Source organism: Terribacillus saccharophilus, assembly GCF_046592895.1.
In the GTDB taxonomy this organism is placed as follows: Bacteria; Bacillota; Bacilli; order Bacillales; family Amphibacillaceae; genus Terribacillus; species Terribacillus saccharophilus_D.
Genome location: NZ_JAWVPU010000004.1, coordinates 187,396 through 212,579 on the forward strand (window position 1 = coordinate 187,396; position 25,184 = coordinate 212,579).

General features: G+C 44.8%; 27 protein-coding genes. 7 read left to right on the forward strand and 20 right to left on the reverse strand.

Annotation, left to right across the window (positions count from 1 at the left end; all coding sequences use genetic code 11):
- Positions 1 to 7: 7 nt before the first annotated feature.
- On the reverse strand, positions 8 to 1,222 hold the full coding sequence (locus tag SFC66_RS13740; RefSeq protein ID WP_411219306.1) for an ABC transporter permease: 1,215 nt from the start codon (positions 1,220 to 1,222) through the stop codon (positions 8 to 10).
- Positions 1,215 to 1,961 carry an ABC transporter ATP-binding protein gene (locus tag SFC66_RS13745; RefSeq protein ID WP_411219307.1) on the reverse strand — a complete coding sequence of 249 codons (747 nt, stop codon included), beginning with the start codon at positions 1,959 to 1,961 and terminating at the stop codon, positions 1,215 to 1,217. The genes SFC66_RS13740 and SFC66_RS13745 overlap by 8 nt, the downstream gene beginning before the upstream one ends.
- 446 nt (positions 1,962 to 2,407) lie before the next feature.
- Here SFC66_RS13745 and SFC66_RS13750 point away from each other — a divergent pair, with 446 nt between their 5' ends.
- Entirely contained in the window at positions 2,408 to 2,833 is a 426-nt protein-coding gene (locus SFC66_RS13750; RefSeq protein ID WP_411219308.1) for an HIT family protein, read from the forward strand.
- A gap of 73 nt (positions 2,834 to 2,906) precedes the next feature.
- A complete protein-coding gene (locus SFC66_RS13755) occupies positions 2,907 to 3,275 on the forward strand; it encodes a YtxH domain-containing protein (RefSeq protein ID WP_411219309.1) in 369 nt (122 codons plus the stop codon).
- A gap of 223 nt (positions 3,276 to 3,498) precedes the next feature.
- Here the strand turns inward: SFC66_RS13755 and SFC66_RS13760 are convergent, their stop codons facing one another.
- Genes SFC66_RS13760 through SFC66_RS13770 form a run of 3 tightly spaced genes read right to left on the reverse strand, consistent with a single transcriptional unit; the run spans position 3,499 to position 6,481 of the window.
- Positions 3,499 to 4,386, reverse strand: a complete 888-nt coding sequence (locus SFC66_RS13760; protein WP_411219310.1) for a glycine betaine ABC transporter substrate-binding protein — start codon at positions 4,384 to 4,386, stop codon at positions 3,499 to 3,501.
- Positions 4,387 to 4,437: 51 nt separating this feature from the next.
- The gene (locus tag SFC66_RS13765; protein WP_411219311.1) at positions 4,438 to 5,292 is read right to left on the reverse strand and encodes an ABC transporter permease; all 855 of its coding nucleotides are present in this window, start codon (positions 5,290 to 5,292) and stop codon (positions 4,438 to 4,440) included.
- The gene (locus SFC66_RS13770; protein WP_411219312.1) at positions 5,285 to 6,481 is read right to left on the reverse strand and encodes a quaternary amine ABC transporter ATP-binding protein; all 1,197 of its coding nucleotides are present in this window, start codon (positions 6,479 to 6,481) and stop codon (positions 5,285 to 5,287) included. The genes SFC66_RS13765 and SFC66_RS13770 overlap by 8 nt, the downstream gene beginning before the upstream one ends.
- 302 nt (positions 6,482 to 6,783) lie before the next feature.
- Here SFC66_RS13770 and SFC66_RS13775 point away from each other — a divergent pair, with 302 nt between their 5' ends.
- A complete protein-coding gene (locus SFC66_RS13775; RefSeq protein ID WP_411219313.1) occupies positions 6,784 to 7,257 on the forward strand; it encodes a GbsR/MarR family transcriptional regulator in 474 nt (157 codons plus the stop codon).
- Here SFC66_RS13775 and SFC66_RS13780 read toward each other — a convergent pair.
- Positions 7,254 to 7,601, reverse strand: a complete 348-nt coding sequence (locus tag SFC66_RS13780; protein WP_411219314.1) for a DUF1878 family protein — start codon at positions 7,599 to 7,601, stop codon at positions 7,254 to 7,256. The two genes, SFC66_RS13775 and SFC66_RS13780, sit on opposite strands and share 4 nt — an antisense overlap.
- Positions 7,602 to 7,773: 172 nt before the next feature.
- Here SFC66_RS13780 and SFC66_RS13785 point away from each other — a divergent pair, with 172 nt between their 5' ends.
- The gene (locus SFC66_RS13785) at positions 7,774 to 8,310 is read left to right on the forward strand and encodes a metalloprotease family protein (protein ID WP_411219315.1); all 537 of its coding nucleotides are present in this window, start codon (positions 7,774 to 7,776) and stop codon (positions 8,308 to 8,310) included.
- Between the two features lie 153 nt (positions 8,311 to 8,463).
- Positions 8,464 to 9,342 (forward strand): peptidylprolyl isomerase, encoded by an 879-nt coding sequence (locus SFC66_RS13790; protein ID WP_411219316.1) that lies wholly within the window; start codon positions 8,464 to 8,466, stop codon positions 9,340 to 9,342.
- A 56-nt stretch (positions 9,343 to 9,398) separates the two neighbouring features.
- Here the strand turns inward: SFC66_RS13790 and SFC66_RS13795 are convergent, their stop codons facing one another.
- The 8 genes from SFC66_RS13795 to SFC66_RS13830 form a co-directional block, all read right to left on the reverse strand.
- Positions 9,399 to 9,578 (reverse strand): sporulation YhaL family protein, encoded by a 180-nt coding sequence (locus SFC66_RS13795; RefSeq protein ID WP_411219317.1) that lies wholly within the window; start codon positions 9,576 to 9,578, stop codon positions 9,399 to 9,401.
- A 64-nt stretch (positions 9,579 to 9,642) separates the two neighbouring features.
- Entirely contained in the window at positions 9,643 to 10,908 is a 1,266-nt protein-coding gene (locus SFC66_RS13800) for an MDR family MFS transporter (RefSeq protein ID WP_411219318.1), read from the reverse strand.
- A gap of 42 nt (positions 10,909 to 10,950) precedes the next feature.
- Complete coding sequence (yhaM, locus tag SFC66_RS13805; protein WP_411219319.1) at positions 10,951 to 11,898, reverse strand: 3'-5' exoribonuclease YhaM; 948 nt, start codon at positions 11,896 to 11,898, stop codon at positions 10,951 to 10,953.
- Between the two features lie 67 nt (positions 11,899 to 11,965).
- Positions 11,966 to 12,514: a GbsR/MarR family transcriptional regulator gene (locus SFC66_RS13810; RefSeq protein ID WP_411219320.1), complete on the reverse strand. Its 549-nt coding sequence runs from the start codon at positions 12,512 to 12,514 to the stop codon at positions 11,966 to 11,968.
- Positions 12,515 to 12,601: 87 nt separating this feature from the next.
- A complete protein-coding gene (locus SFC66_RS13815) occupies positions 12,602 to 15,412 on the reverse strand; it encodes an AAA family ATPase (protein ID WP_411219321.1) in 2,811 nt (936 codons plus the stop codon).
- Positions 15,409 to 16,638, reverse strand: coding sequence for a metallophosphoesterase family protein (locus SFC66_RS13820; RefSeq protein ID WP_411219322.1), 1,230 nt, complete (start codon positions 16,636 to 16,638; stop codon positions 15,409 to 15,411). The genes SFC66_RS13815 and SFC66_RS13820 overlap by 4 nt, the downstream gene beginning before the upstream one ends.
- A gap of 116 nt (positions 16,639 to 16,754) precedes the next feature.
- Positions 16,755 to 17,105, reverse strand: a complete 351-nt coding sequence (locus SFC66_RS13825; RefSeq protein ID WP_411219323.1) for a YlbF/YmcA family competence regulator — start codon at positions 17,103 to 17,105, stop codon at positions 16,755 to 16,757.
- 73 nt (positions 17,106 to 17,178) lie between these two features.
- Positions 17,179 to 18,285: a DUF445 domain-containing protein gene (locus SFC66_RS13830; RefSeq protein WP_411219324.1), complete on the reverse strand. Its 1,107-nt coding sequence runs from the start codon at positions 18,283 to 18,285 to the stop codon at positions 17,179 to 17,181.
- Between the two features lie 113 nt (positions 18,286 to 18,398).
- Here SFC66_RS13830 and SFC66_RS13835 point away from each other — a divergent pair, with 113 nt between their 5' ends.
- On the forward strand, positions 18,399 to 19,280 hold the full coding sequence (locus SFC66_RS13835) for a PucR family transcriptional regulator (protein WP_411219325.1): 882 nt from the start codon (positions 18,399 to 18,401) through the stop codon (positions 19,278 to 19,280).
- A gap of 46 nt (positions 19,281 to 19,326) precedes the next feature.
- On the opposite strand, the gene SFC66_RS13840 is transcribed toward SFC66_RS13835, so the two are convergent.
- The 6 genes from SFC66_RS13840 to SFC66_RS13865 all read right to left on the reverse strand — a co-directional run bounded on the left by SFC66_RS13840 (position 19,327) and on the right by SFC66_RS13865 (position 24,173).
- Positions 19,327 to 19,530: an alpha/beta-type small acid-soluble spore protein gene (locus SFC66_RS13840; RefSeq protein WP_411219326.1), complete on the reverse strand. Its 204-nt coding sequence runs from the start codon at positions 19,528 to 19,530 to the stop codon at positions 19,327 to 19,329.
- Positions 19,531 to 19,617: 87 nt separating this feature from the next.
- Complete coding sequence (fumC, locus tag SFC66_RS13845) at positions 19,618 to 21,003, reverse strand: class II fumarate hydratase (protein ID WP_411219327.1); 1,386 nt, start codon at positions 21,001 to 21,003, stop codon at positions 19,618 to 19,620.
- Between the two features lie 314 nt (positions 21,004 to 21,317).
- Entirely contained in the window at positions 21,318 to 22,154 is an 837-nt protein-coding gene (locus tag SFC66_RS13850; protein ID WP_411219328.1) for a M15 family metallopeptidase, read from the reverse strand.
- Positions 22,155 to 22,276: 122 nt separating this feature from the next.
- Complete coding sequence (locus SFC66_RS13855) at positions 22,277 to 22,516, reverse strand: IDEAL domain-containing protein (protein WP_411219329.1); 240 nt, start codon at positions 22,514 to 22,516, stop codon at positions 22,277 to 22,279.
- Between the two features lie 82 nt (positions 22,517 to 22,598).
- Positions 22,599 to 23,858, reverse strand: a complete 1,260-nt coding sequence (locus SFC66_RS13860; protein ID WP_411219330.1) for an MFS transporter — start codon at positions 23,856 to 23,858, stop codon at positions 22,599 to 22,601.
- A 90-nt stretch (positions 23,859 to 23,948) separates the two neighbouring features.
- Positions 23,949 to 24,173, reverse strand: a complete 225-nt coding sequence (locus tag SFC66_RS13865) for a hypothetical protein (protein WP_411219331.1) — start codon at positions 24,171 to 24,173, stop codon at positions 23,949 to 23,951.
- A 118-nt stretch (positions 24,174 to 24,291) separates the two neighbouring features.
- Here SFC66_RS13865 and SFC66_RS13870 point away from each other — a divergent pair, with 118 nt between their 5' ends.
- Positions 24,292 to 25,152: a cation diffusion facilitator family transporter gene (locus tag SFC66_RS13870; protein WP_411219332.1), complete on the forward strand. Its 861-nt coding sequence runs from the start codon at positions 24,292 to 24,294 to the stop codon at positions 25,150 to 25,152.
- Positions 25,153 to 25,184 lie beyond the last annotated feature (32 nt).

Here is a 25,184-nt window from a genome sequence, read left to right on the forward strand (position 1 = left end):
TACCCTCCTATTTCAGCCGTTTAGGCACATACATTCGGACAAACACAAAACCGAAGGCAATTCCGGCAGCGAGCGCCAAGACAAATCCGAGCACATCAGCCTGAAGTAAAAATACCAGGCTCAGCAATACAGCCTGTATGATGGCCAATTGCTGCAAAAGAGATAATAATGCCCGTTTCCGGGTGCCTTCTGCTACCGGGTAAAGATCCATCCAAGCGATGGTACGATGATGTTTCCACATACCGATCAGCTGGAACAGTGTCAAATAAAGAAACAGCAAAGCAAACGCCAGCTGGACCCAAAGATTAGGGATAAAGTAAATGATAACCCCGGAAAGGATGGTCAATCGCAGGAATAAACCGAAATAATCCCCGCCCCTGACAAAGGTCACCCGGAACAGATAGTCGTACGTATACTTCTGCTCGAACTTGACCCTCCTGGTGAACAGATTGACGACTGCTTGAAGCTTATGGACTTTTGTCTTCAAATGCGGTACATCCGCAAATTGATTGGCAATCCGATAAAACGCCTGCATCCGCGCCTGATCCTTTTCAATCAGAAGATCCCATGCCAAACCGCCTTGTTTCCTGCTTATACTGAAGTCTGCCAGAAGCAATGCAACGAACAGAACCGTCAAAACGCCGGCAATGATCAAATCACCTCGTAAAAAGAACCAAAAACACCCAACATTGAGTACGACGCGGCATGTCTGCTCAATTCGTCGGATATTCGCATTCCGGACTTTCAGCATCCACCAATTCATATGCAGATTCCACAGTTTGAAAATGAGCATGACAGCGATGACAAGCAGATAAGCTGTAAAGCCATCGCCAAGGTTCGCTGCAAAAAATAAAGGTGCAAGTGCAGCTGCAGCCACAATGATCATATAAAGCTGTGTAAAGAAGCTGTATCCGATTGTCAGCTTGAAATAACGATGCAGCTTTGGCTCAAGCGGAAGCAGGAACACTAAGTCGGCTTCTTTCAGTAAAGTACGGACTGGGCTGTAGCTGACAAGAAGACCGAAAACCGCTCCAATCAAAAGTGCAGCCGGGAAGTCGGGAGCAAGAGTCTCAAGCCATTGCTGATAATAAAATGCCAAACCTGAAATCAGGAATAGCATGGCTATCAATAGATGCTGATTGAAAATATAGCGCAGATAGCGATTCATCTCTTTCATATGATCGGTTAACCGCTGCTTGAAGAATATTTCCGGATTAAACATGGCCATCTTCTTCCTTTGTAAGCTGGACATACAAATCATCCAATGTCGCATCCGCCATATCGAATTCATTGCGCAGTTCGTCCATTGTCCCGGCTGCCCTGAGTTTTCCGTCATGCAAGATGACAATACGGTCGCAATAACGTTCAGCAGTAGCCAGAATATGCGTAGACATCAAAATGCCAGCTCCGTTATCCTTTGCCTGATTCATCAGCTGCAAATAAGACTGGATACCAAGCGGATCAAGCCCGACAAAAGGCTCGTCCACAATATAGAGATCCGGCTCAACGAGGAATGAGCACATGATCATCACTTTTTGCCGCATCCCTTTTGAGAAATGCACCGGAAACATCTTCAGCTTCTTTTCGAGCCGGAATTCTTTCAATAAAGGCGGAAGCCGTTTATCGAACTCTTCTTTCGAAAGATCATACGCCTGTGCGGTCAAACGCAAATGATCGTACAAAGTCAGTTCGTCATACAGCATCGGCATTTCCGGTATGTAGGAAAAGTTGCTCCGGTACGTTTCAGGTGAAGCTGCAAAAGTACTGCCGCTGATCTCGATGCTGCCGCCCTTTGGCTGCATCAAGCCGATGATATGCTTGATGGTCGTACTCTTCCCTGCTCCATTGAGACCGATAAGGCCGACGATTTCCCCCGCATCCACTTGGAACGAAATGTCATGCAGGACATTTTTATGTGTGTATCCACCTGTCAGTGAATTTATATGTAACAAAGGCTGCATTACCTTTTCCCCTTTCTAAAACACACTATACTGCTAAAAGTTTACCAAAGCGGGCCGGATTTGCCAAAATAAAACGGTTATAATCGTAAGCATGCTGCACATACTAATTTCAAGAAGCAAAGAAGTTGCCAAGAGGATTTCCTTCAAGCAAGACCCATTCCTAAAAAAATGAGGTGTTGGTCGGAGATACAAACCGCTACGTCCGAAAGTAAGCTGATTTACAACTGTAAGCAAGCTGAAAGTGTACTGGCGCAAATTCGTAAGCCGCTGTACAGTTCGAAATGGTTTTAACTCTTGGCAACCTTGCTTCTTGGGCAGACACTCCCAAAACGCGAAGAATTCCAACATTCCGGCCGTTACGGGATGTCTGCCTATTTTATTCTACTTACTTTACAAGCATGTCCATTCCTTTATACAATATGTATACACGTTAAAGGAGTGATCGTATGCATGAAAAGGATTGTATCTTCTGTAAAATCGCTGCTGGCGAACTGCCATCTGCGAAAGTGTACGAGGATGAGCACGTATTAGCATTTATGGATATCGGACAAGTGACCAAGGGGCATACCCTTATCATCCCGAAGACTCATACAAAGAACATATACGAAACACCGCCTGAAGTGGCACAGCAAGTATTTGCACGTGTACCGCAAATCGCGAATGCAATCAAGGAAGCTTTCGCGCCTGCCGGATTGAATGTGTTGAGCAACACGGAAGCAGCAGCAGGACAGACCGTCTTCCACTTGCATGTCCATTTGATTCCAAGGTACGGAAAAGATGATGGCTTCCATGCCACCTTCGAACAGAACGACACTGCTGCAAGTGAACATTTGGGCGAATTGGCGGAATTGATCAGCAGTAAAAACAACTAAGCTTGTACGAACAGGTTTCACTGCTACATAAGAAGAGAAAATAGTATAATGAGAGCAGGAAGGAGTGGAGAGAATGGCAAGTGGCAAATCAATCGCAGTAGGTATACTAGTGGGAAGCACAGTCAGCGCAGCAATCACTTTGCTGACAGCACCATCCTCCGGCAAGGATCTGCGCGCAGATGCGAAGCAGCGCAGTGACGAATGGAAGGTTACATTCAATAATTTGAAAAATGAAGGAACACAGCTAAAAGAACAAATCAGCAAGACGTCCAAAGAGGGCGCGGCGATGTTCAAGGAACTATCAGCTGATGTCAAAACCTCCATCGACAGCTGGAAACGGACAGTGGAACCACATCAGAAAAACATCCAGAAAAGCTTGGCTCAAATCGAGAAAAGCTTGAAAGAACTGGAAGAGAAAGCAAACAAGAAAAATAATCAATGAAAAGATGCTCTCCGTAATGGAGAGCATTTTTCATTGATTATTCTTTGGGTTTTAAATCCTCAATCGAATCTGCCTTTATGTATGTAGCTAGGGACAACCAATCCTGTTCTGGCTACTGCCTGTCTCCGTTCCCTTCCCCGAGTCCATATGCCCATTCTGCGATTTTTTCACGATTTTTCCTAGAAATCAAAAAGCCTCTTCCCGATGGAAGAGGCTCAATCTATTATTTTGCTTCTAAATCTTCAATAGAATTTGCATCAACATAAGATGGTACAACCAAACCAGTTTTTGCACCTTCCAAGTTAGGGCCTAAATCAACGACTTGGTCCTTGTATTGGTCATACAAATCACCATGTGTCGTCGGCAGCCAAGCAGCTACCATAGCATCCGCTTCGCCATTTGCTACAGACTGCCACATAACAGCATTGTCAAGAGGAGTGATCTTGGCATCATATCCTAGATCATCAAGAACTACCTTCATAACATTCGTTGAAGCAACTTCAGAATCCCACTCCACATATGTCAGACTGACTTCTTGACCGCTGCCTTCTTCTGCTCCTTTAGTCCACTCAGCTACTTGATCAGCATGTTCATCAACCCATTTTCGAGCAGCTTCTGCTGGGTCTGTTCCTTCACTGACTTCCAGCATAACTTCACCCATATCATCCGTTGACCAGTTGAATTGATCAAGCACGGTGTTTGCCCCTGGTACATCGTCAGCAAATCCCTGACGAGTCATTGTGTTGATAGTCTCTTCACTACCGAATGACCCCTTTGGATCTTCCAAGTATTTCAGATCATATTTACTGAACATCCAATGCGGTGTCCAGCCAGTGATGATGATAGGTTCTTCATCCTTGATGGCTTCACCTAAAGTTGTAGCCATTGCACCACTGGAAGATGGCTGCAGTGTCCAGCCATTCAGCTGATCATAATCTTCAATTGCTTTTTCTGTCGCACTCATGACACCTGCGCCAGCTTCGATTCCAGTAATCGTATAATCCACTTGTTCGCTGAAGCTGTCTGAGCTGGAGCTGTCATTTCCGCATCCTGCTGCTACCAATGTCAATGCAAGTCCCGTTGCTGCACCTAATGTTTTCCACTTCTTCATGTAATCGAACTCCCCTTTTCCTTTATTTTTGAAAGCCTGTTATGGCTGTCATTACTTAGATTTGTCTTTGTAAATGTTTTGTGTGAAACGGTCAATGATGATTGCAAGTACAACAATGCTTAATCCTGCTACGAATCCAGGACCAACCTGTGCTCGCTGCAAGGAAGAGAGTACTTCACGACCAAGCCCTGGCGCACCAATCATGGATGCAATGACGACCATGGAAAGTGCCAGCATGACTGTCTGGTTGATACCAGCCATGATAGTGTATTTTGCCATAGGCAATTCCACTTTAAATAGCTTTTGTGGTCCGGTAGAACCAAAGGCATCTGCCGCTTCTACCAGCTCTTCGGAAACTTGGCGGATACCAAGGTTCGTAAAACGTACAGTTGGTGGTGTTGCAAAGATTAAAGATGCAAAGATACCCGGTACAACTCCGATGCTGAAGAAAGCAACAGCAGGAATTAAATAAACGAATGCAGGCATCGTCTGCATGAAATCAAGAATCGGAGTGATGATTGTTTGCGCAATCTTACTTTTGGACATCAAGATTCCAATCGGGATACCGATGATAATACACAAAATACTGGACGTCAGTACAAGTGTGAAAGTATCGATCAGTTGGTCCCACAATCCTTGGTTCCAAATGAACAGTAAACCGACGATACTGAATACAGCCAATCCGAATTTCTTGCCTGTCATGAAAAAGGCTAATAGTGCAACTAGCAAAATAAAAATGACAGGAGGAATGGCATCAAGACCTGAAGTTATGACATCCATCAAATTGCCTAATCCATCCTTGATTGGATCGAATAAGAAAGCAAATGTATCTGTGAGCCAACTTACGAAATCAGTTGTCCAATCCGCAACTGGCAAAGCCTCTACGTTTTCCATGAAATTAAGCATTCTCGTTCACCTCACCCTCACCAGCAAGCGCACCGATCACTGCACCTCTGACGATAATTCCTAATAACTTTCCGTTCTCTGTGACTGCTAACGGAACTGGAGAGTCATGGATGACAGCAAACAGATCATGCAGCGGCGTTTCCTTCTCCACAGTCGGCACATCCCGCTGGATGATTTCCGATAGGTTTTTTACTTCGTTCTTTCTGGCTTCATTCGCCGCATCGGCAGTTACGATACCTTGCAGTACTCGTTTGCTGTCAACAACCAAGATACTCGACAATCCAGCTTCCCGCATACGTTCCAATGCCACTCGGGGACCATGTTTTTCAATGTTTACCGTTTCCGGGCGTTTCATGATTTGTTGTGCCGTAAGTACTTTTGCACGATCTACATCCTCGACGAATTTCTCGACGTAACTATTGGCCGGATTCATCAGGATCTCTTCAGGCGTACCAATTTGAACGATGTGCCCGTCTTTCATCAGGGCAATGCGGTCACCGATGCGAAGCGCTTCGTCCAAATCATGTGTAATGAACAAAATCGTCTTCTTCATCGTCTCTTGCAAATCAAGTAATTCATCTTGCATATCTTTTCTGATAAGCGGATCCAGTGCTGAAAAAGCTTCATCCATAAGCATGACTTCGGGATCGTTTGCCAGTGCTCGAGCCAACCCCACACGCTGTTGCATCCCTCCGGACAATTGACCCGGATATTGATCCAGATAACTTCCAAGACCAACGAGTTCCAAGGATGTCTTCGCTTTCTCACTTCTTTCTTGCTTGCTCATTCCTTGAATTTCAAGACCGTATTCGGCATTTTGTAAAATTGTTCTATTAGGGAATAGACCGAATCGTTGGAATACCATACTCAGCTTCTGACGACGAACCCGGCGAAGCTCTTTCTTATCCATTTTCGCTAAGTTCTCACCATCAATGTAAACATCACCTGTAGTCGGTTCGATCAGACGATTGATAAGTCGGACCAAAGTGGATTTACCACTTCCGGAAAGACCCATGATGACGAAGATTTCTCCAGCTTCCACTTCAAATGATGCACGATTGACACCAACTGTGCTTCCTGTTTCTTTTAAAATCTCTTCTTTCGTCTTACCAGCTTCTGCTAGTTTAAGTGCTGCCTTTGTGTTTTTACCAAACACTTTAGAGAGATTTTCCACTTTAATAATTGGCACAGTATTCACCTCTTTTTCACTAATCTTTTGTAACCTGAATGTAATAATCAGGGATATTTTCCTATTACGTTGTTTCGACCCTATTAATACTAAACATAAAGACTAAACAAATCAAACGATATTAAGCGTTATATCTGAACGTATAGTACGTACAGAATATACTGTACAAAGTATATGTCCAAAATGCTTCTAATTCCTCCCAAATGCTCTAAAATACTATGGTATAGCTGATTTCCGTTACAAACTTGTTTCGTGTAAGCTTGTTTTATCAGCAAGTGAACGAAGCAAAGGAGCGAACCAAAGTGGATAAGAAAGCTTCTCTAAGTGAAACATTCATCAGCGAATTGACGCGAACTGGAGAGCTCTTCAGTCTTTCCGGGACAGAAGCTCGGCTGCTGGCTATACTATATGTAGAAAACCGTCCCATCACACTCGATCAAATGGCGAATTTAATCGGAAAAAGTAAAACAGCTGTCTCTATAGCCATTCGTACTTTATCCCATCAAGAGCTTGCAGAACGTATCTGGGTAAAAGGGGAACGAAAAGATTTTTATGGATGCACCAGTCACGTCTATGAAAAATTGATGGCATGGCACATCAAGCAATGCTATACACAAATAAATCGACAGCTCGAAACATTGCAGCATATCGCACAGTCCGTCCCAAATACTGACTCCGCAAGTGAACCCACACAGGAAAAACTGAATAGCAGCTTGAACTTCCACAACCAAGCTGCAGATTTGCTCAAAAAAATAACCGCTATCAGCTCAAGCTAATAGCGGTTTTTCATATCAAGCAGAATCAGTTCACCCACAAGATCTGTGTATGTATCATCCTGTTTTTCTTCCCGGAGCGCAAGCAACACATCCCAATAATGAAGCTTCTGCGGCATCATGCCGACAAATTCCAATAGCAGGGACGTGTAATCCAGCAAGCCTTCTTGCTTTTGCTCCTTGTATAGTTTGTTCAGACGCTGGAGCATTTCCACAACAGCAGCATATTCCTCCTCATTTATATCCCGTTCAATGAGAAGTTTGCGGAAAGGATATTTATCCAGCACCCCTGTCTCTGCAATCAGCTGCAGATGAAAAGATAGCGTACTCTTTTTTTCTTCCTCCATAAAAACGCTTCCTTTGTCTCTCAAAATGGCCGTTTCATGAGAACGGAACTTGTTCTTATATTTTAAAGTAAATTTTCCTGGAAAGCTATTGATTTTCCCGTTCAAACGTACTAATATCTCTTAAGTGAAGAAAAGCTCACCCTAATTCTAATGCCTGAAGGGAGCTGCAGACATGAACTGCTGGAAAAGTGTCGATGCAAAAAAAGATCTCGGTTCCAATCGGATTTTCCTTATTTCAACGATGATCGGGATACTTACTTTCATCATCCTATATCCGATGCTGACGCTGATCCACCCTAAAATGAAAATCGAAGAAACAGGACTATTGATTTCATTGTTTTCCCTATATTTGCTTCCATTCATCCATGTAATCACACATTTGATTCCTTTTTGGATAACGGGGAAGCGCTGTGCATACAAACTGCGCTGGATCGGATCTTGCATTCCGATGCTGCAGTTTAAAGTAAGTACCGGAACAAGTAAATTCATTCCTTTCTTTTCCTTACTGATGCCGACTATACTGCTGACGCTGCCTTTATTGTCAGCAGCAATATTCCTGGATACGATGCCCATATATTGTATCCTGCTCGTCAGCCTTAATGCAGGTATGACATTTTCAGATGGCTTTTATCTTTGCAACTTGCTGCAAGCACCACGCAAGTGCGTCATTGCAGGTACAGATAAGAGTTACGATATACTTGTTAAATGACGTTCCTCACAAGGAGCGTTTTTACATATGGAAAAACTGTGGAATTGCCGGTACAGGTTACCTTTTACCCGTCATTATGTGATATATTGTCTTATGGGGAAACGGCGGATGAACCGCCAATCAAATATACGTGGATTAGGAGTGTTTGTTTTCATGAAGAAATTGGCTATCGCTGCAGTATTCGCGACAAGCGTTGTCGCTTTATCAGCATGTGGTTCAGGTGAGACAGTGGTAGAATCAAAAGCTGGGGATATTTCTAAAGAGGATTATTATCAGGAACTGAGTGACAAATACGGTTCCCAAGTGCTGCAGACTATGGTTCTGGAAAAGGCACTTGATGATAAATACGATGCAAGCAAAGACGAAATTGATAAAGAAGTAAAGAAAATGAAGGATCAATATAAAGACAATTTCGAAGCAGCTTTGCAGCAATCCGGATTTGCGGATGAAGATGATTTGCGTGAAGCAGTTAAGACTAACATCCTTCAGCAAAAAGCTATTACAGATGGCGTCGATGTTTCTGATGACGAAATCCAAAAACGCTATGATCATATGAAGACAGATCTGAACGCAAGCCATATCTTGGTTGCGGATGAAAAAACGGCAAAAGAAGTAAAACAAAAGCTTGATGACGGCGAAGATTGGGACAAGCTTGTTAAAGACTACTCAACTGATACAGCATCCGTGGAAACAAAAGGCTCCCTTGACTGGTTCCCTGCAGGTACGATGGATGCAGCCTTCGAGGATGCAGCTTATAAACTGAAAAAAGGTGAAATCAGTGATCCTGTAGAGTCTAGCTTCGGCTGGCATATCATCCGATTGGATGACACGCGTGATGCAGAAGAGAAAGTCGGTTCCTTGGAAGATGAACGTGACGATATCAAGATGCAGCTTGCTCTCCAAAAAGTGGATACCGCTGAACAACAAGAGAAATTAAACAAAGTACTGAAAGATGCAGACTTTGATATCAAAATCGATAAATACGAAGATTTAGTCGAAAAAATGACTTCAACACCAACAACTTCCGGCTGATCATGAAAAAAGACCGAAACCATTGGGATGGCCCCAATTCGTTTCGGTCTTTTTCATTACTTTTTATTTGCACGTTTCGCTTTTTCTTCCTCCATGCGCTCCATATATACATTTCCTTCCCGCTCGATGAACTGCTGCTCTGTTTGGTAATCATGCCGCTGCGTCCGGAATGCCATGAAGCCACTGCCGATCATGCAAAGGAAAACAAGCAAGACCCACATTGGAATATCTGGCATTGTAATACCCCCTTGTCCTTGTTGTGTAATATCTATGCCATCGGACAAGGATTCATGACAAAGATCAAGAGAGGGTTCTTTGCTCTCTATGATAGCGCTTGAACATCGTATTATAAACAAAGGCACTTACCAGAGCCAATAAAGCAAGAAGAATGAATGTCAGCTTATAATTCATGTAGCTGACAAGCACCAGACTCAAAGGCGCCAACAGCTTGCCGAACGTAAAACGCAGACTGGCTGCAGAAAAGTATTGCCCCCTGCTATCTTCGGATGCCAATGATGCTACAAAACTTTCTTGTAAACCAACTACCATAAGCTCACCGATCGTAAATAAGGTGATGGCAATAACAAAGATCCAAAAGCTTTCGGTCATCCCGTACAGGAAGATGCCTGCAGCATACGCAATGCTGGAAGCTACAAACACACGGGCAATGCGGAATTTCGTGATGAATTTCGATATGAACACGGTAAACAAAGCAACCAATAATCCATTGAATGCCAGGATGATTGAAAATGCTTGCTTTCCGTCCACTTGCATATTGAAATCACCTAATGCGAATACAGTCTGATTCGAGATGACTTCACTCGTATAGACAGCAATCAGGATATCAAGCTGCATGAATGTTTGCGCGACCAATACACCCGCCACGATGAACAGCAGGAATGTCCGGTCTTTGGCAATGATCCGATATGCCTGCAGTTCTTGCCAGACAGCTTTATACCATACAGCATGATCCGCTTTGGTCTGTTCCTTTTTCGGAACCGTTTCCCTTACGAAAATCTGCATGATGACAAACAACACAGCTGTCAGGACAAAACCAGCCATCAGCATTTGGAAACGATACGTATAAAATAATACTGTGCCAATCAGCGGCCCGACAACAACCGCAATATTCAAACTAGTATAAAAGATGGCAAAAACAGAAGCCCGATGTTTCTCCTCTACCACATCGGCCACCATTGCATGTGATGCAGGTGAATACAATGCACTCCAAATTCCGAGAAAGCTAAACGCAAGGAAAGTCAAAGCTGAAGAAGTCAACCATGGTGAATTGGCATATGCAAATACCAAGAAAGTGATGGATTGACCAGCGACAGCAATACTCATCATTCTCCTCCTGCCAAAACGATCGGCACAATATCCTCCTATCAAGCTTGCAAGCACGGAGAGTACTTGGGAAAGCATAAGCAGCCAGCCTGCTTTGTCCTTCCCGAAAGCATCTTGAAAAAAGATTGTCATGAACGGGAAGTATGCCCAGAACAGGAAGTTCATCATTGCTTCCCCAAGCAAACGGATCTTAAGATTACGATCCCAATCCTTCCATCTCATAATATTCCCTCTATTCTACTGTTTTCTCTCTATCCCTTGCTTTTACTCCCGCTCAAAAGCAGGCTTGTAGAAACTGCGGTTTTCCAATGAAAAGACACGTTCGGAGAATTCCCCAGGTGCCACTTTATCCATCACACGCTGCAATGTGTTCATTTTCGCATCGATCATGTCGATCATATGCAGAAGCTCTGCCTCCCGCACTAGCGGCGGCTTCGGACTGCCCCATTCCCCTTTGCCATGATGACTTAGAATCATATGCTGCAAAACCATGACTTCCTCGGCTTCAATTTGCAATTCCCGAGCAGCCTGGGCAATTTCATCTGACATGATGGAAATATGGCCGAGCAGCTTGCCTTCGACCGTATAAGTAGGGCTGGTCGCACCGGAAAGTTCCCGCAATTTACCGATATCGTGAAGGATGATTCCAGCATAAAGCAAATCCTTATTGATCTCAGGATATAGATTCTTCAATTCACGTGCGATCCTCAACATTGATACCACATGGAACGCAAGCCCGGAAACGAACTCATGGTGATTGCGCACGGCCGCAGGGTAAGCAAGCAGCTGTTCCTGATGGTTGGAAACGAAATACCGGCTTATCCGTTGTAAATTCGGGTTCTCCATTTCAAAAATGAATGATGTCAATTCCTCCAGCAGCTGTTCCTTGGAAAGCGGTGCCCGTTTGACAAAATCATGTGCATGTACACCATCAGCTGGTTCAGATAAACGGATAGCCTGGATTTTCAGCTGCAAACGCCCGCGGAATGCGTTCACCTCTCCTTGGACTTTGATCACTTGATCTGGTTGATATCGTTGTTCATCTGCTGGTGATGCATCCCATAGCTTCGCCTCGATATCTCCGGTATCATCACCTAGTATCAAGGTCAAAAAAGCTTTTCCGTTACTTGCAATTGCCTTGTCTGCTTGTTTGATCAGCAAATAGCTGTCAAACTTATCTCCTACTTGAAAATACCCGATCCCTTTTTTCAACGCTAATTCTCCTCCCTCATAAATACAGCCCTTACTATGCTAGCAAGGGCATCATGCTCCAATGCCCTTATCTCTTTGGCGGCTTTGGAACGTATTTGAATATTTCTCCTGATTCGACTACATTGATGAATTGCAGCAGCCATTCATAATAATCACGCGCATAAAGCAAGCGATCGATATCCCGATCGATCTTTTCGATCAGCGTGGAATCATCGACTGTTTCTTTCAGCTGCTTCAGCTCCTCAATCGTCTCCTCCGCTTCTTCCAAGTTTGTTTGGGTGCTTTTCTCCCACTTATTCCCGAAGATAGATGTAAAAGATTTGTACCAGTCTTCCTCCGATTTATATAGATCCTTCCGCATACCCTTTTTATATGCAGGCTCCACCATTTTCATATCCGCCAAAGCCCTGACACCTGTGGACATGCTCGTTTTGCTCATTTCCAGAGCATCCCTCATGTCATCCAATGTCATTGGTCGATCCGCAAAATAAAGCGCACCATATAGGCGTCCAACAGATGAGGTGATACCATATAAATTCATATTCTTGGCAATGACCTGTATGAACTTTTCGATCGTTTCCTCATATTTAGTCCAATTTTCTTCGTTACTCGGCACTGCCCGACCCTCCAGCATACAATAATCCAATTTTTATCTTAACCAGTTTACCATTATCTTTACCTTTTTGCGAATGCAAAAGCGCTATCAAAAACTAGTTTTCTGCGTTTTTCCAAGCCGAACCACTTTAGAATCGCGCATCCATTCAGTTGTTGGACTTTCCCAAGTAAATAAAATGATCTGCTGGACATCTGCAGCCGCTTCAAGCACAGGCAAAAACCGGGCTCTTCTAGATTGATCTGTATGACTGAATGCATCGTCAATCAGTAATGGAATGCCTTGACCGACACCAAGAAAACGTGAAAGAGCCAGCCGCAAACAAACATATAGCTGCTCGATCGTCCCTCGCGACAATCGTTCTAATTCGATCATCCTGCTGTGCTCGTCTTTTACGATCAACTTCCCCTCTTCATTCAAAATGAGGGCTGTATAAGTGTCTGTCACTTTTGCGAATAACCTGCTTGCTTCCTGCAAAACCTTCGGGAATCTTTCTTCCTGGAACGATTGTTTAGTTTGTTGCAGCATTTCATACGCCATTTTCCTTACCGCCCATTTTCGTCCTGCAGCTGTGAGCAGCTGTTTTTGTCGCTGTAATTCGTGATAAGCAGCCGATGCTTCCGTATCGGCTTCCAGATCTGCCAGCTTGACTTGCAGCGTAGCCGCCTGCTGCCGGCATCCATCCAGATCTGCTTCCACAACTTCTTGCTCCATCTCCAGACTGGCTATAGTTTTTTCCACCACCTCTGGCTCATACAGATATTCTTCCACATATCGTCCATCAGGCAGGATTGATTCCAGCTGTAGCTGATAATGCGCCAGCTCATCAGCCAGCTGCTTCCTTTTCCGATAGGATTCCCACAGCTGCTGGAACTGTCGGTCATCTTCTGCCCCAGCGCTTGCAAACAGCTGCGCTTTCTGCTCCTGCAAAGGCTTGATTTGCTTTTTCAGCATACCCAGCTGCTGTTTGTTTTCATGCAACCGTCCAAGCAGCTGCTCCTTGGCGTGTCTTAGTTTTTGCTGCGTTTCACGCATATATTCTGCTTGTTTGATACATTCCTCGACAGTTAGATCATCAGATACTTCTGCTATTGCACGAAGCCTGTGTAATAGACTTTCGTAATGATGACGTTCTTGCTCTCTTTCTTGCTTAGCTCTTTCAATACTTTGCTCCAGCTGCTCCATGGCTTTCCATTCCTGTGTTGCTTGCAGCCAGTCAGCAAGCGGAATATGCTGCAGAAATGGCAGCTGCTTGCGATACATATCCACTTTCTGCTGCAGTTTTTCTTTTCGTATCAACTGTTCAGACTGTTGATGCTGCAGTTCCGCCAGCTGTATCTCCGATGGATGCCGCTGCTCTTCCAACTGGCGCGAGCGAACTCGCAAATCCTGCTGTTCCGTCAATTTTTCCATCGTATAGGAAGATGTACCGGAGAGCTTGGAACCATTGCGCCAAAACAAAACGGCACCACCCAGCAGGAAAAAGCCACTTCCGGTCATGATCCAGCTTGCCGTCACAATACCAATACCACTTAATAGCACTCCAAAAACTAGCAGAAGCAAGATAGGGGATACTATCCCCTTCCGAGAATGATATGTGTCATGTTTCTTGTCCTTCTCGCTGTGAAGCTCCCGATATTCTTTTTCCGAAAGCAGCTCCTGCTGGATCCGTTCCTGAAGCTGGTCCAGTTTATTCAGTTCCTGTCTTTTCGACGCGATGTATTGATCCGTACGATCGCTTTCTGCCTGGAGGATCATCGCCTCCTCCTGCATCGGGCGCCATTCTGCTTGCGCTCTTTGCAGCGAGTCATCGTTGATGAATCGTTCGGGGAATGGATGAATTGACCGGACGCTGTTTGCTTGATTCATCAGCCTGTCATGCTCTTCTGCCAGCTCATGGATATGCTTTCTCTTCACATCCCAATCAATCCTGACGGTCAGATCATAAAGTTCATCATATGCATCATCATCCATCAGCTGCTTTTGTACCTTCCCCAACTCTGCATCCATCACAGCTGCTTCGTTTGTGTGAACATGCAATTGTGCCTCGAGGGGCTGTAGCAGATGCTGCATTTCTTGTAGCTGTTCAAGTCCTCCATGAGGAAATGTATCCACAAAAGCCAACTTCTGCAGCTGCTCCTTTGTAAAAGCTATTTTCTTTTGCCACGGAATGGCTTGCATTATCTGATTCTGTACATTTATCTTTCCCCGAAGGTCGGCTTTTTGTGTTTGCAAGTCAGCTATATTCCTTTGCACTCTCTCCAGCTTATCTTTATCGGGCAGGTAGGCTGACTCCTTTTGCTCCAACGCTTGTACAAGACGTTCCTGTTCAGCATAGGACTGCAGCATGCTATTGATCTTCGGCTTTTTTCCTTGAGGGCGGAATAATTGCTGTAAATCCTGCTGCAGCCTTTTTTCCAGTTTATGAATAGCCGCAGCACCCGATTGTCCTGCATCAAGCAGCACTTTTCCCAACTGTTCTCTGTCTGTCATCTGCAAGGAAACAAGTGTCTCTGTATCCACGGAGAATACTTGCTGGAATACTGCGGCATCCACGCCACCAAGGCGTTTTTCCAGCCAGTTTTGATCCTGCTGCCCCATGACTGTATAACATACAGCCTGTCCATCATGCTGATTGCGGATCCGCTCCACGGTCACCACACCGTCAGGGAACGATAACTGCAGTCTTCCGCCAGGTGTGCCGCCATTCCTTGGTATATAGAGATCCAATTCACGGGAGCGCATCCCAAATAATATGTAAAAGATAAATGCTTTCAATGTGGATTTGCCAGCTTCATTGTCTCCCTGGATGATGACGAGTGATTTACCCTGGAAATCAAAAGTATAGTCATGCAGCTTTCCAAAAGCATATACATGTCCTCCCATGATGATCATGCTCATTTCACCTCCCATAGCGTTTGAAGCAGCAGCTGTTTTGCTTCCTCCAGCATATCCTTCATTTCGCTTTCCGAATAGTACTGTTTGATTTTACGAAATTGGCGATTATTCGTAAGCTCCCCAAGCGTATGTCTCAGTTCATCCGGCAGATACTCATTGGTCAGTAATGCAGCCGTGAAATCATTGCGCTCCAGCAGCTGGTCTTCCTCTATATCGATCGATGGCAGAATCGTATAGCTTGCCAATACAAGCTGCCTCCCAAGGGAAAGCTGCTGTTCATTCACGATATCAAGCAGTTCATCCAGCCTGTCTTGTTGTTCCCATTCCAGCAGTTGATGCACCGCTCCCTGGAAAGATACATGAAGGACTGCCTCGCTAAATCTCTCCCCCCATACCAGGCATTGCTCCATCAACTCTTTTTCCACTTCATGGATGGCCATTGCTTCTTTCAAGACAAACACCACTTCTTCAAATCGGATATCCTGCAAAGGTACAAAAGTCATATCACAGGATTGCCCTTCCATCTCGACCAGATAACAGCCCTTTTCGCCTGATTCCTTACGATGTCTGCCCTGTATATTCCCAGGATAGACAACCGGCGGCTGCTCGGATAGAATTTCCCGTTTATGGATATGCCCCAATGCCCAGTAATCAAAGCCTGTACGCTTCAATTCTTCGATTCTGAAAGGTGCGTATACATCCGCTGCTCCGCCTGTTGCCAGGCTGCCATGAAGCATTCCTATCTGATACAATCCTTGCCCCGCTACTTGAAATTCCTGTACCTTTCCTGATTCGATATGTCTGGTTGTATAACTGAATCCATGAATGGCAGCAGCTCGCTCTCCATTTTTTTCATAAAAGAAGGTTTCCACTTTTTCAGATGGGAAAATATGTACGTTTTCCGGGTAACTCATCATTGGCTGCTTTCCGGTAAAATCGTGATTCCCATATTGCATGTATACTTCGATTCGGTGCTCTTCAAGCATTCTGAACGCTTCACGCAAAGCGACAAGCGCTTTTAAGGATTGTCTATTGGAATCGAAGATATCCCCGGCCAGCAGGACAAAATCAACATTAAAATCGATGGCAGATTGCACCAACTGGTTCAGGGATTGAAATGTACTGTTCTGCAGACGGTTTTTCATCGCGGGATGCGCAATGGTCAAACCTTCCATTTGGCTATCCAAATGCAGATCAGCAGCATGGATGAAAGTCAATTTAGGCTGCATGGCTTTTCCTTTCTGTATCTGTTTGCTTCTATAGTAGCACGCCGCACTTGCGAATGCACGTTCGGTTTCAAAACAAAAAAAACCTCCTTGCCTTAAAGGCAAGAAGGAGATTTCACTTACTCCTCCGGCTGGCTGTATAGTTCTTCCAGCGGTTTTGTGATGATGCGGCTAATGTCATTGATTGCAATGTTCAAACGCTGTTCTTGTTCCATCAGCTTAGCAATCTGTTCGTCCTGCTGAACGACTTGTACTACGCTTTGTGCTTTTTGTACTTCTTCTTCCGTGATTTCTTGACCTTGCATTTGTTTTTGCTGCAATTCAAGTTGGATGTTACGGAAGTTTTCGAACATCTGCTTGGAAGATGGATCGTTCATTACCGTATCGTAAGCGGCTTTCAAGCCTTTGAATTCATCACTTTCGCGGATTGCTTTTTCTAGTTCATACGCATGATCGTACATATTAGCCATGGGTACGTACCTCCTCATTTTTACTCAAGTTCCACTATAACAAACCGACTGGTCGCTTGTATAGTTCAAGCCATCAAATGAAGAGTGCGATGATCCCTTGGAAGATCCCGATGACGCCGCCAAGGACGAAACCAAGATACGTTATGAGTTTGAATTCTTTGTTGGAGATCGCCAATACCAATTCCTCGACGCGCTCCAGTGGAAAAGCAGACACCTCATTTTCGACCATCTTGGATAACTCCATTTGCTCCATGATCGCAGGCATCTGTTCCGAAACCCGCAGCAAGGTGCGCTGAACAAGCAAGGATAGCTTCTCCTCGATAACTTTGTCTTCGATACCCTTCATATAAACGTTAATCGGTGTATCGAGCATTGTATCCAATGGGATCGATTTCGTTACCGCTTGCTGTATTGCGTCATCGAGCGTTTCCTTGCCGACCGTTTCCGTTAAATCGCCAACTTTCTTCTCCATCAGCTTATCCAGCTCGCGGGATAGCAGCTGATGGAGAAAGCGATATGTGCCTTCAGCGCCGACTGATTCCACGATCACAGGCTGAATTCTGTCGACGGCACTGTTTGGATCCATAAAGGAAGACAGCATACTGCCAAGAAAACCTCTTCCTTGCAAAAAGTTTTGGACGAGCTCTTGTATTTTCCTCCGGCCATCATAGCTATCCACATACGCAACAAGCATCTGCTGAATGTGTGAGGCTGCCAATTGAGCCGCTTCATCTGTTTTAGCTTTCAATTCCTCCGGTAACAAGCTTCCCAGCTCTTTATCTGCTTGTTTTTCCAACTGCTTGCTTAAAAATTGTGCTGCCCTTGCATGAAGATCAGCTGTATCGAGCGATATATCAAGGTCTGACAGCAGCTGCCGAGGTGTCCGCTCGCTCCTGATCAGCCGGAGCACTTCACGCTTTGCCCATTCATTGACCTTCGCCTGAAAGTCATCATCAACCAGTTTGGCTTGCATCCCCTTGGGCGTAAGCAAATGATCGACCACTGTCTTTCCCAGAGATCGTGCCAAATCACTTCTGCGTTTTGGGATCAGTCCTGGGGTGAAGGGAATACGCCATTTTCCTATATAAATGGCACGGTGGGGCTTGAACAGCATCTTGATTGCCATGTAGTTTGTCACTCCGCCTATCAATGCACCCACAATCGCCATGGATAAAACCAACCAAATATCTCCACTATTCATGTTTTATCGACCTTTCTGTTTACTTGGGTTTTAGTATAATACAATTAACACCAATTACAAAGAAACAGCTTGTCTAGATAGGAGAGGTGTACATGCTTGAAGAACTGGAAAAGCTATTCCCAGGGGTTGTGAAGATGGAGAGTTTCGAAAGCATCGATACAAGTGATTACCATTGGTTGCGTATGGAGGATGGAGAGATGGTGGGTTTTCCCGCCAATCAGCTGAACAATCGTGAACTGGCCTTGCTGCATCTTATAGGTTCACCAATGAGCCATCCCAATGGAAGCAGCCTCGATACTGCTTGGCATGAATTGCTGCTTGAGCGCGGAAAGTCGGAAGGATTAGACAAAGATCCGCTGTATGAGAATGGCTGCCGCTTTGTTTTCTTTAAGATCGAAGGACATATCAAAGCAGAAGCATTCCAAGAAGCAATCGATAATTTGACTGATGATCCGCTTGCATATATTTGGTTCACAAAACAAACGGGCCTAATCGTCGAAAGCCGTCAGGCGGATTTCATTGTTTACGAAGAGATACTGGATATGCTTATGTATGACCTTTCCGCTTCACTTCGCCTTTTCATCAGTCCTTGGCAGTCCTCTGCAGAGAACGCTGCAGCACAGTATCCATGGCTTTCCAAAGCTTATCAGCAATTTGATGCCCAATCGGCCAAACATGTACTTTATTTCCAGGATGCTGTCCCCGATTTGATCAGTGCACTGCTTTCAGAAACCGACCGACAAAATATCGTGCACCATATTTTACAAGGTATGCATGAAGATGATGAATTGCTGCGGACTGTGCGTATGTATTTCCTATGTAACCAAAACCTTACCCTGACAGCAAAAAAACTGTACATACACCGCAATAGCTTGAATTATCGGCTAGAGAAACTGACAGAAAAAACAGGGCTCGACATTCGCAGATTCCAAGATGCTTTTGCGCTTTACTTGGCACTTCATAACCTTCCATGAAGAAAGAGACACCCATGAGGGTGCCTCTCTTGCCATCAGTATGAAATTAGAATTGACCGCCACTAAGCTGGGACTGAGCAGAAGCTACAAGACGTTTCGTGATTTCTCCGCCGACAGAACCGTTAGCACGGGAAGTTTCGCTACCGCCAAGATTCACACCGAATTCTTGAGCGATTTCGTATTTCATTTGATCGATTGCTTGTTGTACGCCAGGTACTACCAATTGATTTGAGTTGTTGTTGTTCGCCATGTTTGTTCACCTCCTATGCCTATAGTTTGGGCAAGAAGGCGCTATTTATCAGGCTTACTTATTGGAACTGCTGGTCAAACATGGCATTTACTTTGGATACGTCATTTCTTCCGGTTTGATGTAAGAATCGAATTGTTCCTCTGTCAGTAATCCGCTTGCTACTGCCGCTTTTTTCAGCGTTGTATTTTCAGCGAATGCTTTTTTGGCGATCTTTGCGGCATTTTCATACCCGATATGCGGATTCAAAGCTGTCACCAGCATCAACGAATCTTGCAGGTTCTTAGCGATTTTTTCTCGATTCGGTTCAAGTCCCACTGCACAACGGTCATTGAAGGAAACCATACTGTCAGCCAATAGCTGAGCAGACTGGATGAAGTTATAAGCGATCACTGGTTTGAATACATTCAGCTCGAAATTCCCTTGACTCGCCGCAAATCCAATCGCTGCATCATTTCCCATCACCTGGACAGCTACCATGGTAACGGCTTCGCTTTGCGTAGGATTCACTTTACCCGGCATGATGGAACTTCCCGGCTCATTTGCAGGAATCTCGATTTCACCAATCCCGCAGCGCGGGCCGCTTGCCAGCCAGCGGACATCGTTGGCGATTTTCATCATATCTGCTGCCAGCCCTTTCAGTGCACCATGAGCAAATACGATTTCATCATGACTTGTCAGGGCATGGAATTTATTCATCGCAGAACGAAATTCCTTACCAGTTGCAGCTGATAATTCCCGACAGACCTTTTCGGAGAAATCAGGATGTGCATTCAAACCGGTTCCGACTGCTGTTCCGCCGATAGCCAGTTCCTGTACATATGGCAGGCTTGTCTTGATCATTTGCTCAGATTTTTCCAGCATGCGATGCCAGCCGCTGATCTCTTGTCCCAGTGTAAGCGGCGTGGCATCCTGTAAATGGGTGCGGCCGATTTTCACGATATCCTGATAAGCATCCGATTTTTCCTTCAGCGTGTTTTTGAGCTGCTCCAAAGCAGGAAGCACCGTATCTTCCAGCTGTGACACGGCTGCAATATGTAGAGCTGTCGGGTACGTATCATTGGAGCTCTGTGATTTATTGACATCATCATTCGGATGCAGACGCACTTCTTTCCCTTGTTCTTCCAGCCATTTATTCCCCACGAATGCAATGACTTCATTCACATTCATATTGGATTGTGTGCCGCTGCCTGTCTGCCAGACAACAAGCGGAAAATGATCATCCAAACCACCGCTTGTAATCTGATCAGCGGCATAGCCGATTGCATCACTTTTATCTTTTTCAAGTAATCCTAATTCATGGTTTGCTTTAGCTGCGCTTTTTTTCAGCAAAGCGAAAGCGTATACAATTTCCTTCGGCATCCGTTCTGAACCAATCGGAAAATTCTCCTTGCTGCGCTGCGTTTGTGCTCCCCAATACTTATTTGCAGGTACTTGGATTTCTCCAATTGTATCTTTCTCCGTACGAAATTCCATTTTACTTCCCCTCTCCCGATTCTTCTATTGATAAGACACTTATATTGTATCAAAAAAATGCCCTCTTTGCGGCTCTCACCATCTGCTGTTCGGTTATCTTTTCATTTTTGAAAAAATTTAATATATTTGGGTACCTTTCCTGATTGCAATATGGTAGAATCAAGTTGTGTTGATCATTGAACTAAATTTCGTGCAGCAACTGCAAGCACATTTGGACAAGTAAGATTTAGGCATACCGTTTATGCCGCTGATTATGTATGTGACCTCCCATCACATAAATTGGAGCCACCACCCTTATGGGCAGTGGCTCTTTTTCAGGATTTAAGATCCGACTTCATTTGGAAGTGCTCCTCCATCGTCGTTCCTTCTTCATATATCTGTTTTGCTAGGTCTTTCCCAACATAGCGAATATGCCATGGCTCATAACTATAGCCTGTTATATCAGACTTGCCATCCAAGTATCTGATGATATATCCATACTCATGCGCATGCTCAGCAAGCCATTTCCCTTCATCCGTATCGATGAACGTTTCCTCGAGAGCCAATGCCATCTCAGCAGATGTCAAATCAATGGCCAATCCGGTCTGGTGCTCACTCCGTCCAGGTCGGGAAGATACTTTATCCGTTTCTTCCTGTCCCTGCGTGGCTACATTATTTTCGTATATCTCTTTTTGCCTTGCTTCCGATCTGTAGCCGCTAGCTGCAACGAGCTCCATTCCATCTTTTTGGGCTGCAGCAAACAGTTCTTCCAATGCCCCAGCCGCTTCTTTACGCATCTTGCGCTTTTCCAAATGCTCATCAAAGTAAAAAGGGACATTCGGCTCGACTAAGTCCTTCGGTTCCCAACCATCAGGGAATTTTCTTGTTTTGTTCACCACTACTTCGATGCTGTCAGGGTTATCAACAGTCACCGGTTTTTCGATGGTGCCGACAACATCATCAGCTTCCACTTGATGCTGATCTGGTTTTGCATCAGCAGTTTGTTCTGCTTCCTCATCACTCTGATCCTGCTTTTCCGCTTGCTGATTCTCCATCTGTTTCTCAGTTGTCTTGTTTTCATTCGTATCTTGTTCCTGGCTTGTTTGCTGACTTTGGCATCCAGCTGCTACCAACACAGCACTAAGCACAGCAAACAGCATCAAACGCTTCATTGCTGAATCTCCTCTTCGCACATCTGGTTTTTAGGATATTATAGCATAGGCGGAGATTTTTTTCGCACGTAAAAAGACCTGCCTTGTCCGAGTGGCTAAGCAGGTCCTGTGAAATTTATCAATCAATCCAATATATATGGGCGATAAGCTGCACTCAATTCCTTGAATCGTTCTTCATCTCTGTTATCGATACATTCGTTAATCAGAACTTCCAATCTGTTTTTATTCCAGGTAAAGTAAAATTCATCCAGCATAAGTCTAGTGGCAAGCTTCACTTCAAATGTAATCTCCCGCTTTGCAGTAACATAAGCACGCTTCCTCTTCGTTCTTTGCAGACGATAGACAACTTTATGCTTTTTCATGGAACGATTCCCCCTGGTTCCTTTTTTCCATTATGCGGGATTTACATTAATTTTGCAACAATTTTCTGATTTGTTAATTAAATTAATGTAAATGCGGAACAGGATGGTGTTTATGTTCCTTTGGATCAGGCGGTTTGATGAATTTCAATGTGAGTAAAGCAGCGATGAATGCCGCTCCGGCAAACGTCACAATCAGCCAGATAAGTTCCGTCTTCAACAAGACGGCGACCACGGGTGGGCCAGCTGCCACGCCGACATACCGCATGGCGCTCAGCAAAGAAGTGATCGTACCGCGCACATCCTTTTCCATATTACTTGTAACCAAGGAATCCAGACATGGCAACCCAGCTCCGATTCCTACGCCTGCTACGAGGAATACCGCCATCATGAAGACAATCCCCTTTGAAAAATAAAGCGCGATTGTCACGACTCCTGCTACGGTAACTCCGGTGAAAGTAATCCATTTCATCAGTTTACCATTGTTTTTGATCCATTTACCTGTCAGATAAGAGGCCAGACATAATGCCGCCAGCGGAATCGCTAAAATGGCTCCCTTCAGTATGCCATGCATGCCATACTTTTCTTCCAGTACCGAACTCAAATAAAAAAGAATACCGAAGAGGATGAACATCAGAATGGCACCGATCAGGAAGGTTGCCGTGAGCCAGCCGCCATGTTCATGAAATGTTTTTTTCGTATTCTTAAGAAATGTTTTGAAGTCATTTCCTTTTTTATCATCTTTCGGCTTTTTGATAAGAAATAAGACAAGCAAAAAGGAAATTGCACAAAATACAGGAATGGCGTAAAACGGCAAATACCAAAGAAAGCCCGCCAGAAGCGCACCAAGCACCGGGCTCAATACTTTTCCGAATGTATTGGCTGTTTCCACGATACCAAGCGTTGCACTCACATCTTCTTCTTTTTCAAACATATCCCCGACAAGCGGCAGCACGACTGGTGCTGCTCCCGCCACTCCTATACCTTGAAGGATTCTTCCTATCAGTATCCATACGTATGGATTATCGCTGCCAACAGAGAAAATCCCTGCTATCAGTCCCCCTGCTCCTGCAATGACCAGCGAAGGAAGGATGATTGCTTTACGCCCGAATCGATCAGACAAAAATCCGGCAATGGGTATGAAAATGATAGCGACGATGGAATAGAACGTTATGATGAAACTTGATTGAAGTTTCGTTATACCCAGTTCATCCTCCATCAATGGGAGCACTGGCAGCAGCATCGAATTCCCAAGTGTCATGATCAAAGGAATGGATGCCAGTGACACTATTGCCCAGCGCATTTCCTTTGGAGATTTACCTGTTGATTTGGTCTTTTCACCCATATATTACTCTCCTGCCTTTCGCAAACTACTTTCATTTTCTGCAAGAGAGATGGTTTTTATCCAATAAAAAAATCCCAGCAAAGACTGGGATCAAGTGGCCTGCTGCAGCAGAGCCGTATCATCAGCATAAGTCCAATAGCAATTGCGCCAGCCATTCTCCCTGGCAAGCTTCTCGAAACTGTCTGCTTCACTTCCGTAAAAACGTATGATTGCCCGTTCGGGTGTCCCTTCGTCGGGGCCGATTACGATATCCAGTTCTTTATAAAACCTTACCCCATCCAAACTTCCCTCAATGATGATTTTTTCCTGGCTCATTTTTTTCAACCCCTTCGTATAATGGTCAAGCATAAGAATATAATGTATTATCTTGTACCCATTCTGGACATGCACTAACCGTTCCTGCTCCAGAATCAGATCGGAGGAAATTTTACATATGGGCCAGTATGATAACCTGAGAGCTGGTGAGAGAGGGGCTTTACTTAGTATTGCAGCATACGTGCTGCTGTCACTCATCAAACTGCTCGTCGCTTATATCGGTGATTCCGATGCTCTGCTTGCGGACGGGCTGAACAATACAACAGATGTCGCAGCCTCTGTCGCAGTACTGATCGGTCTGCGCATCTCACGCAAGCCGCCTGATCTGGACCATAGATATGGGCATTTCCGAGCAGAGACCATCGCATCACTCGTCGCAGCATTCATTATGATCTCCGTTGGACTGCATGTACTATTCGATACCTTGGAACGATTGGTTGAGCCGGATTATGTCCAGCCGGATATGCTGACAGGCTGGACTGCATTGGGAGCAAGCTTAATCATGATGCTTGTGTATCGTTATAACTATGCCTTGGCTAAGCGAATCAAAAGTCCAGCCCTCATGGCTGCCGCCCAGGATAACCGCTCAGATGGGATGGTCAGTATAGGTGCTTTCGTAGGAATTTTCGGAGCGCAATTCGGCTACTATTGGCTTGATCCGCTGGCAGGATTCATCGTCGGCATACTGATCTGCAAAACAGCATGGGATATTTTCTACGATGCAACATATTCCCTGACAGACGGATACGATGTGGACAGGTTGTCAAAAATCCGCCATAGCATCCTGGAGGATAAAGACGTCCTGGAAGTAGTCGAAATCAAGGCCCGTCTGCATGGCAATCAATCCCTTGTCGATGTCATCATCCGCGTCGATGCCACCCTTAATGTGAAGGAAAGCCATGCAATCACGGAAAGGCTGGAAAAGCTATTGGTAAAAAAACACGACATCTTCCATACTTTCATCCATATCGAACCATAGAAAAAGCCTATACCGGTGCAGCGGTATAGGCT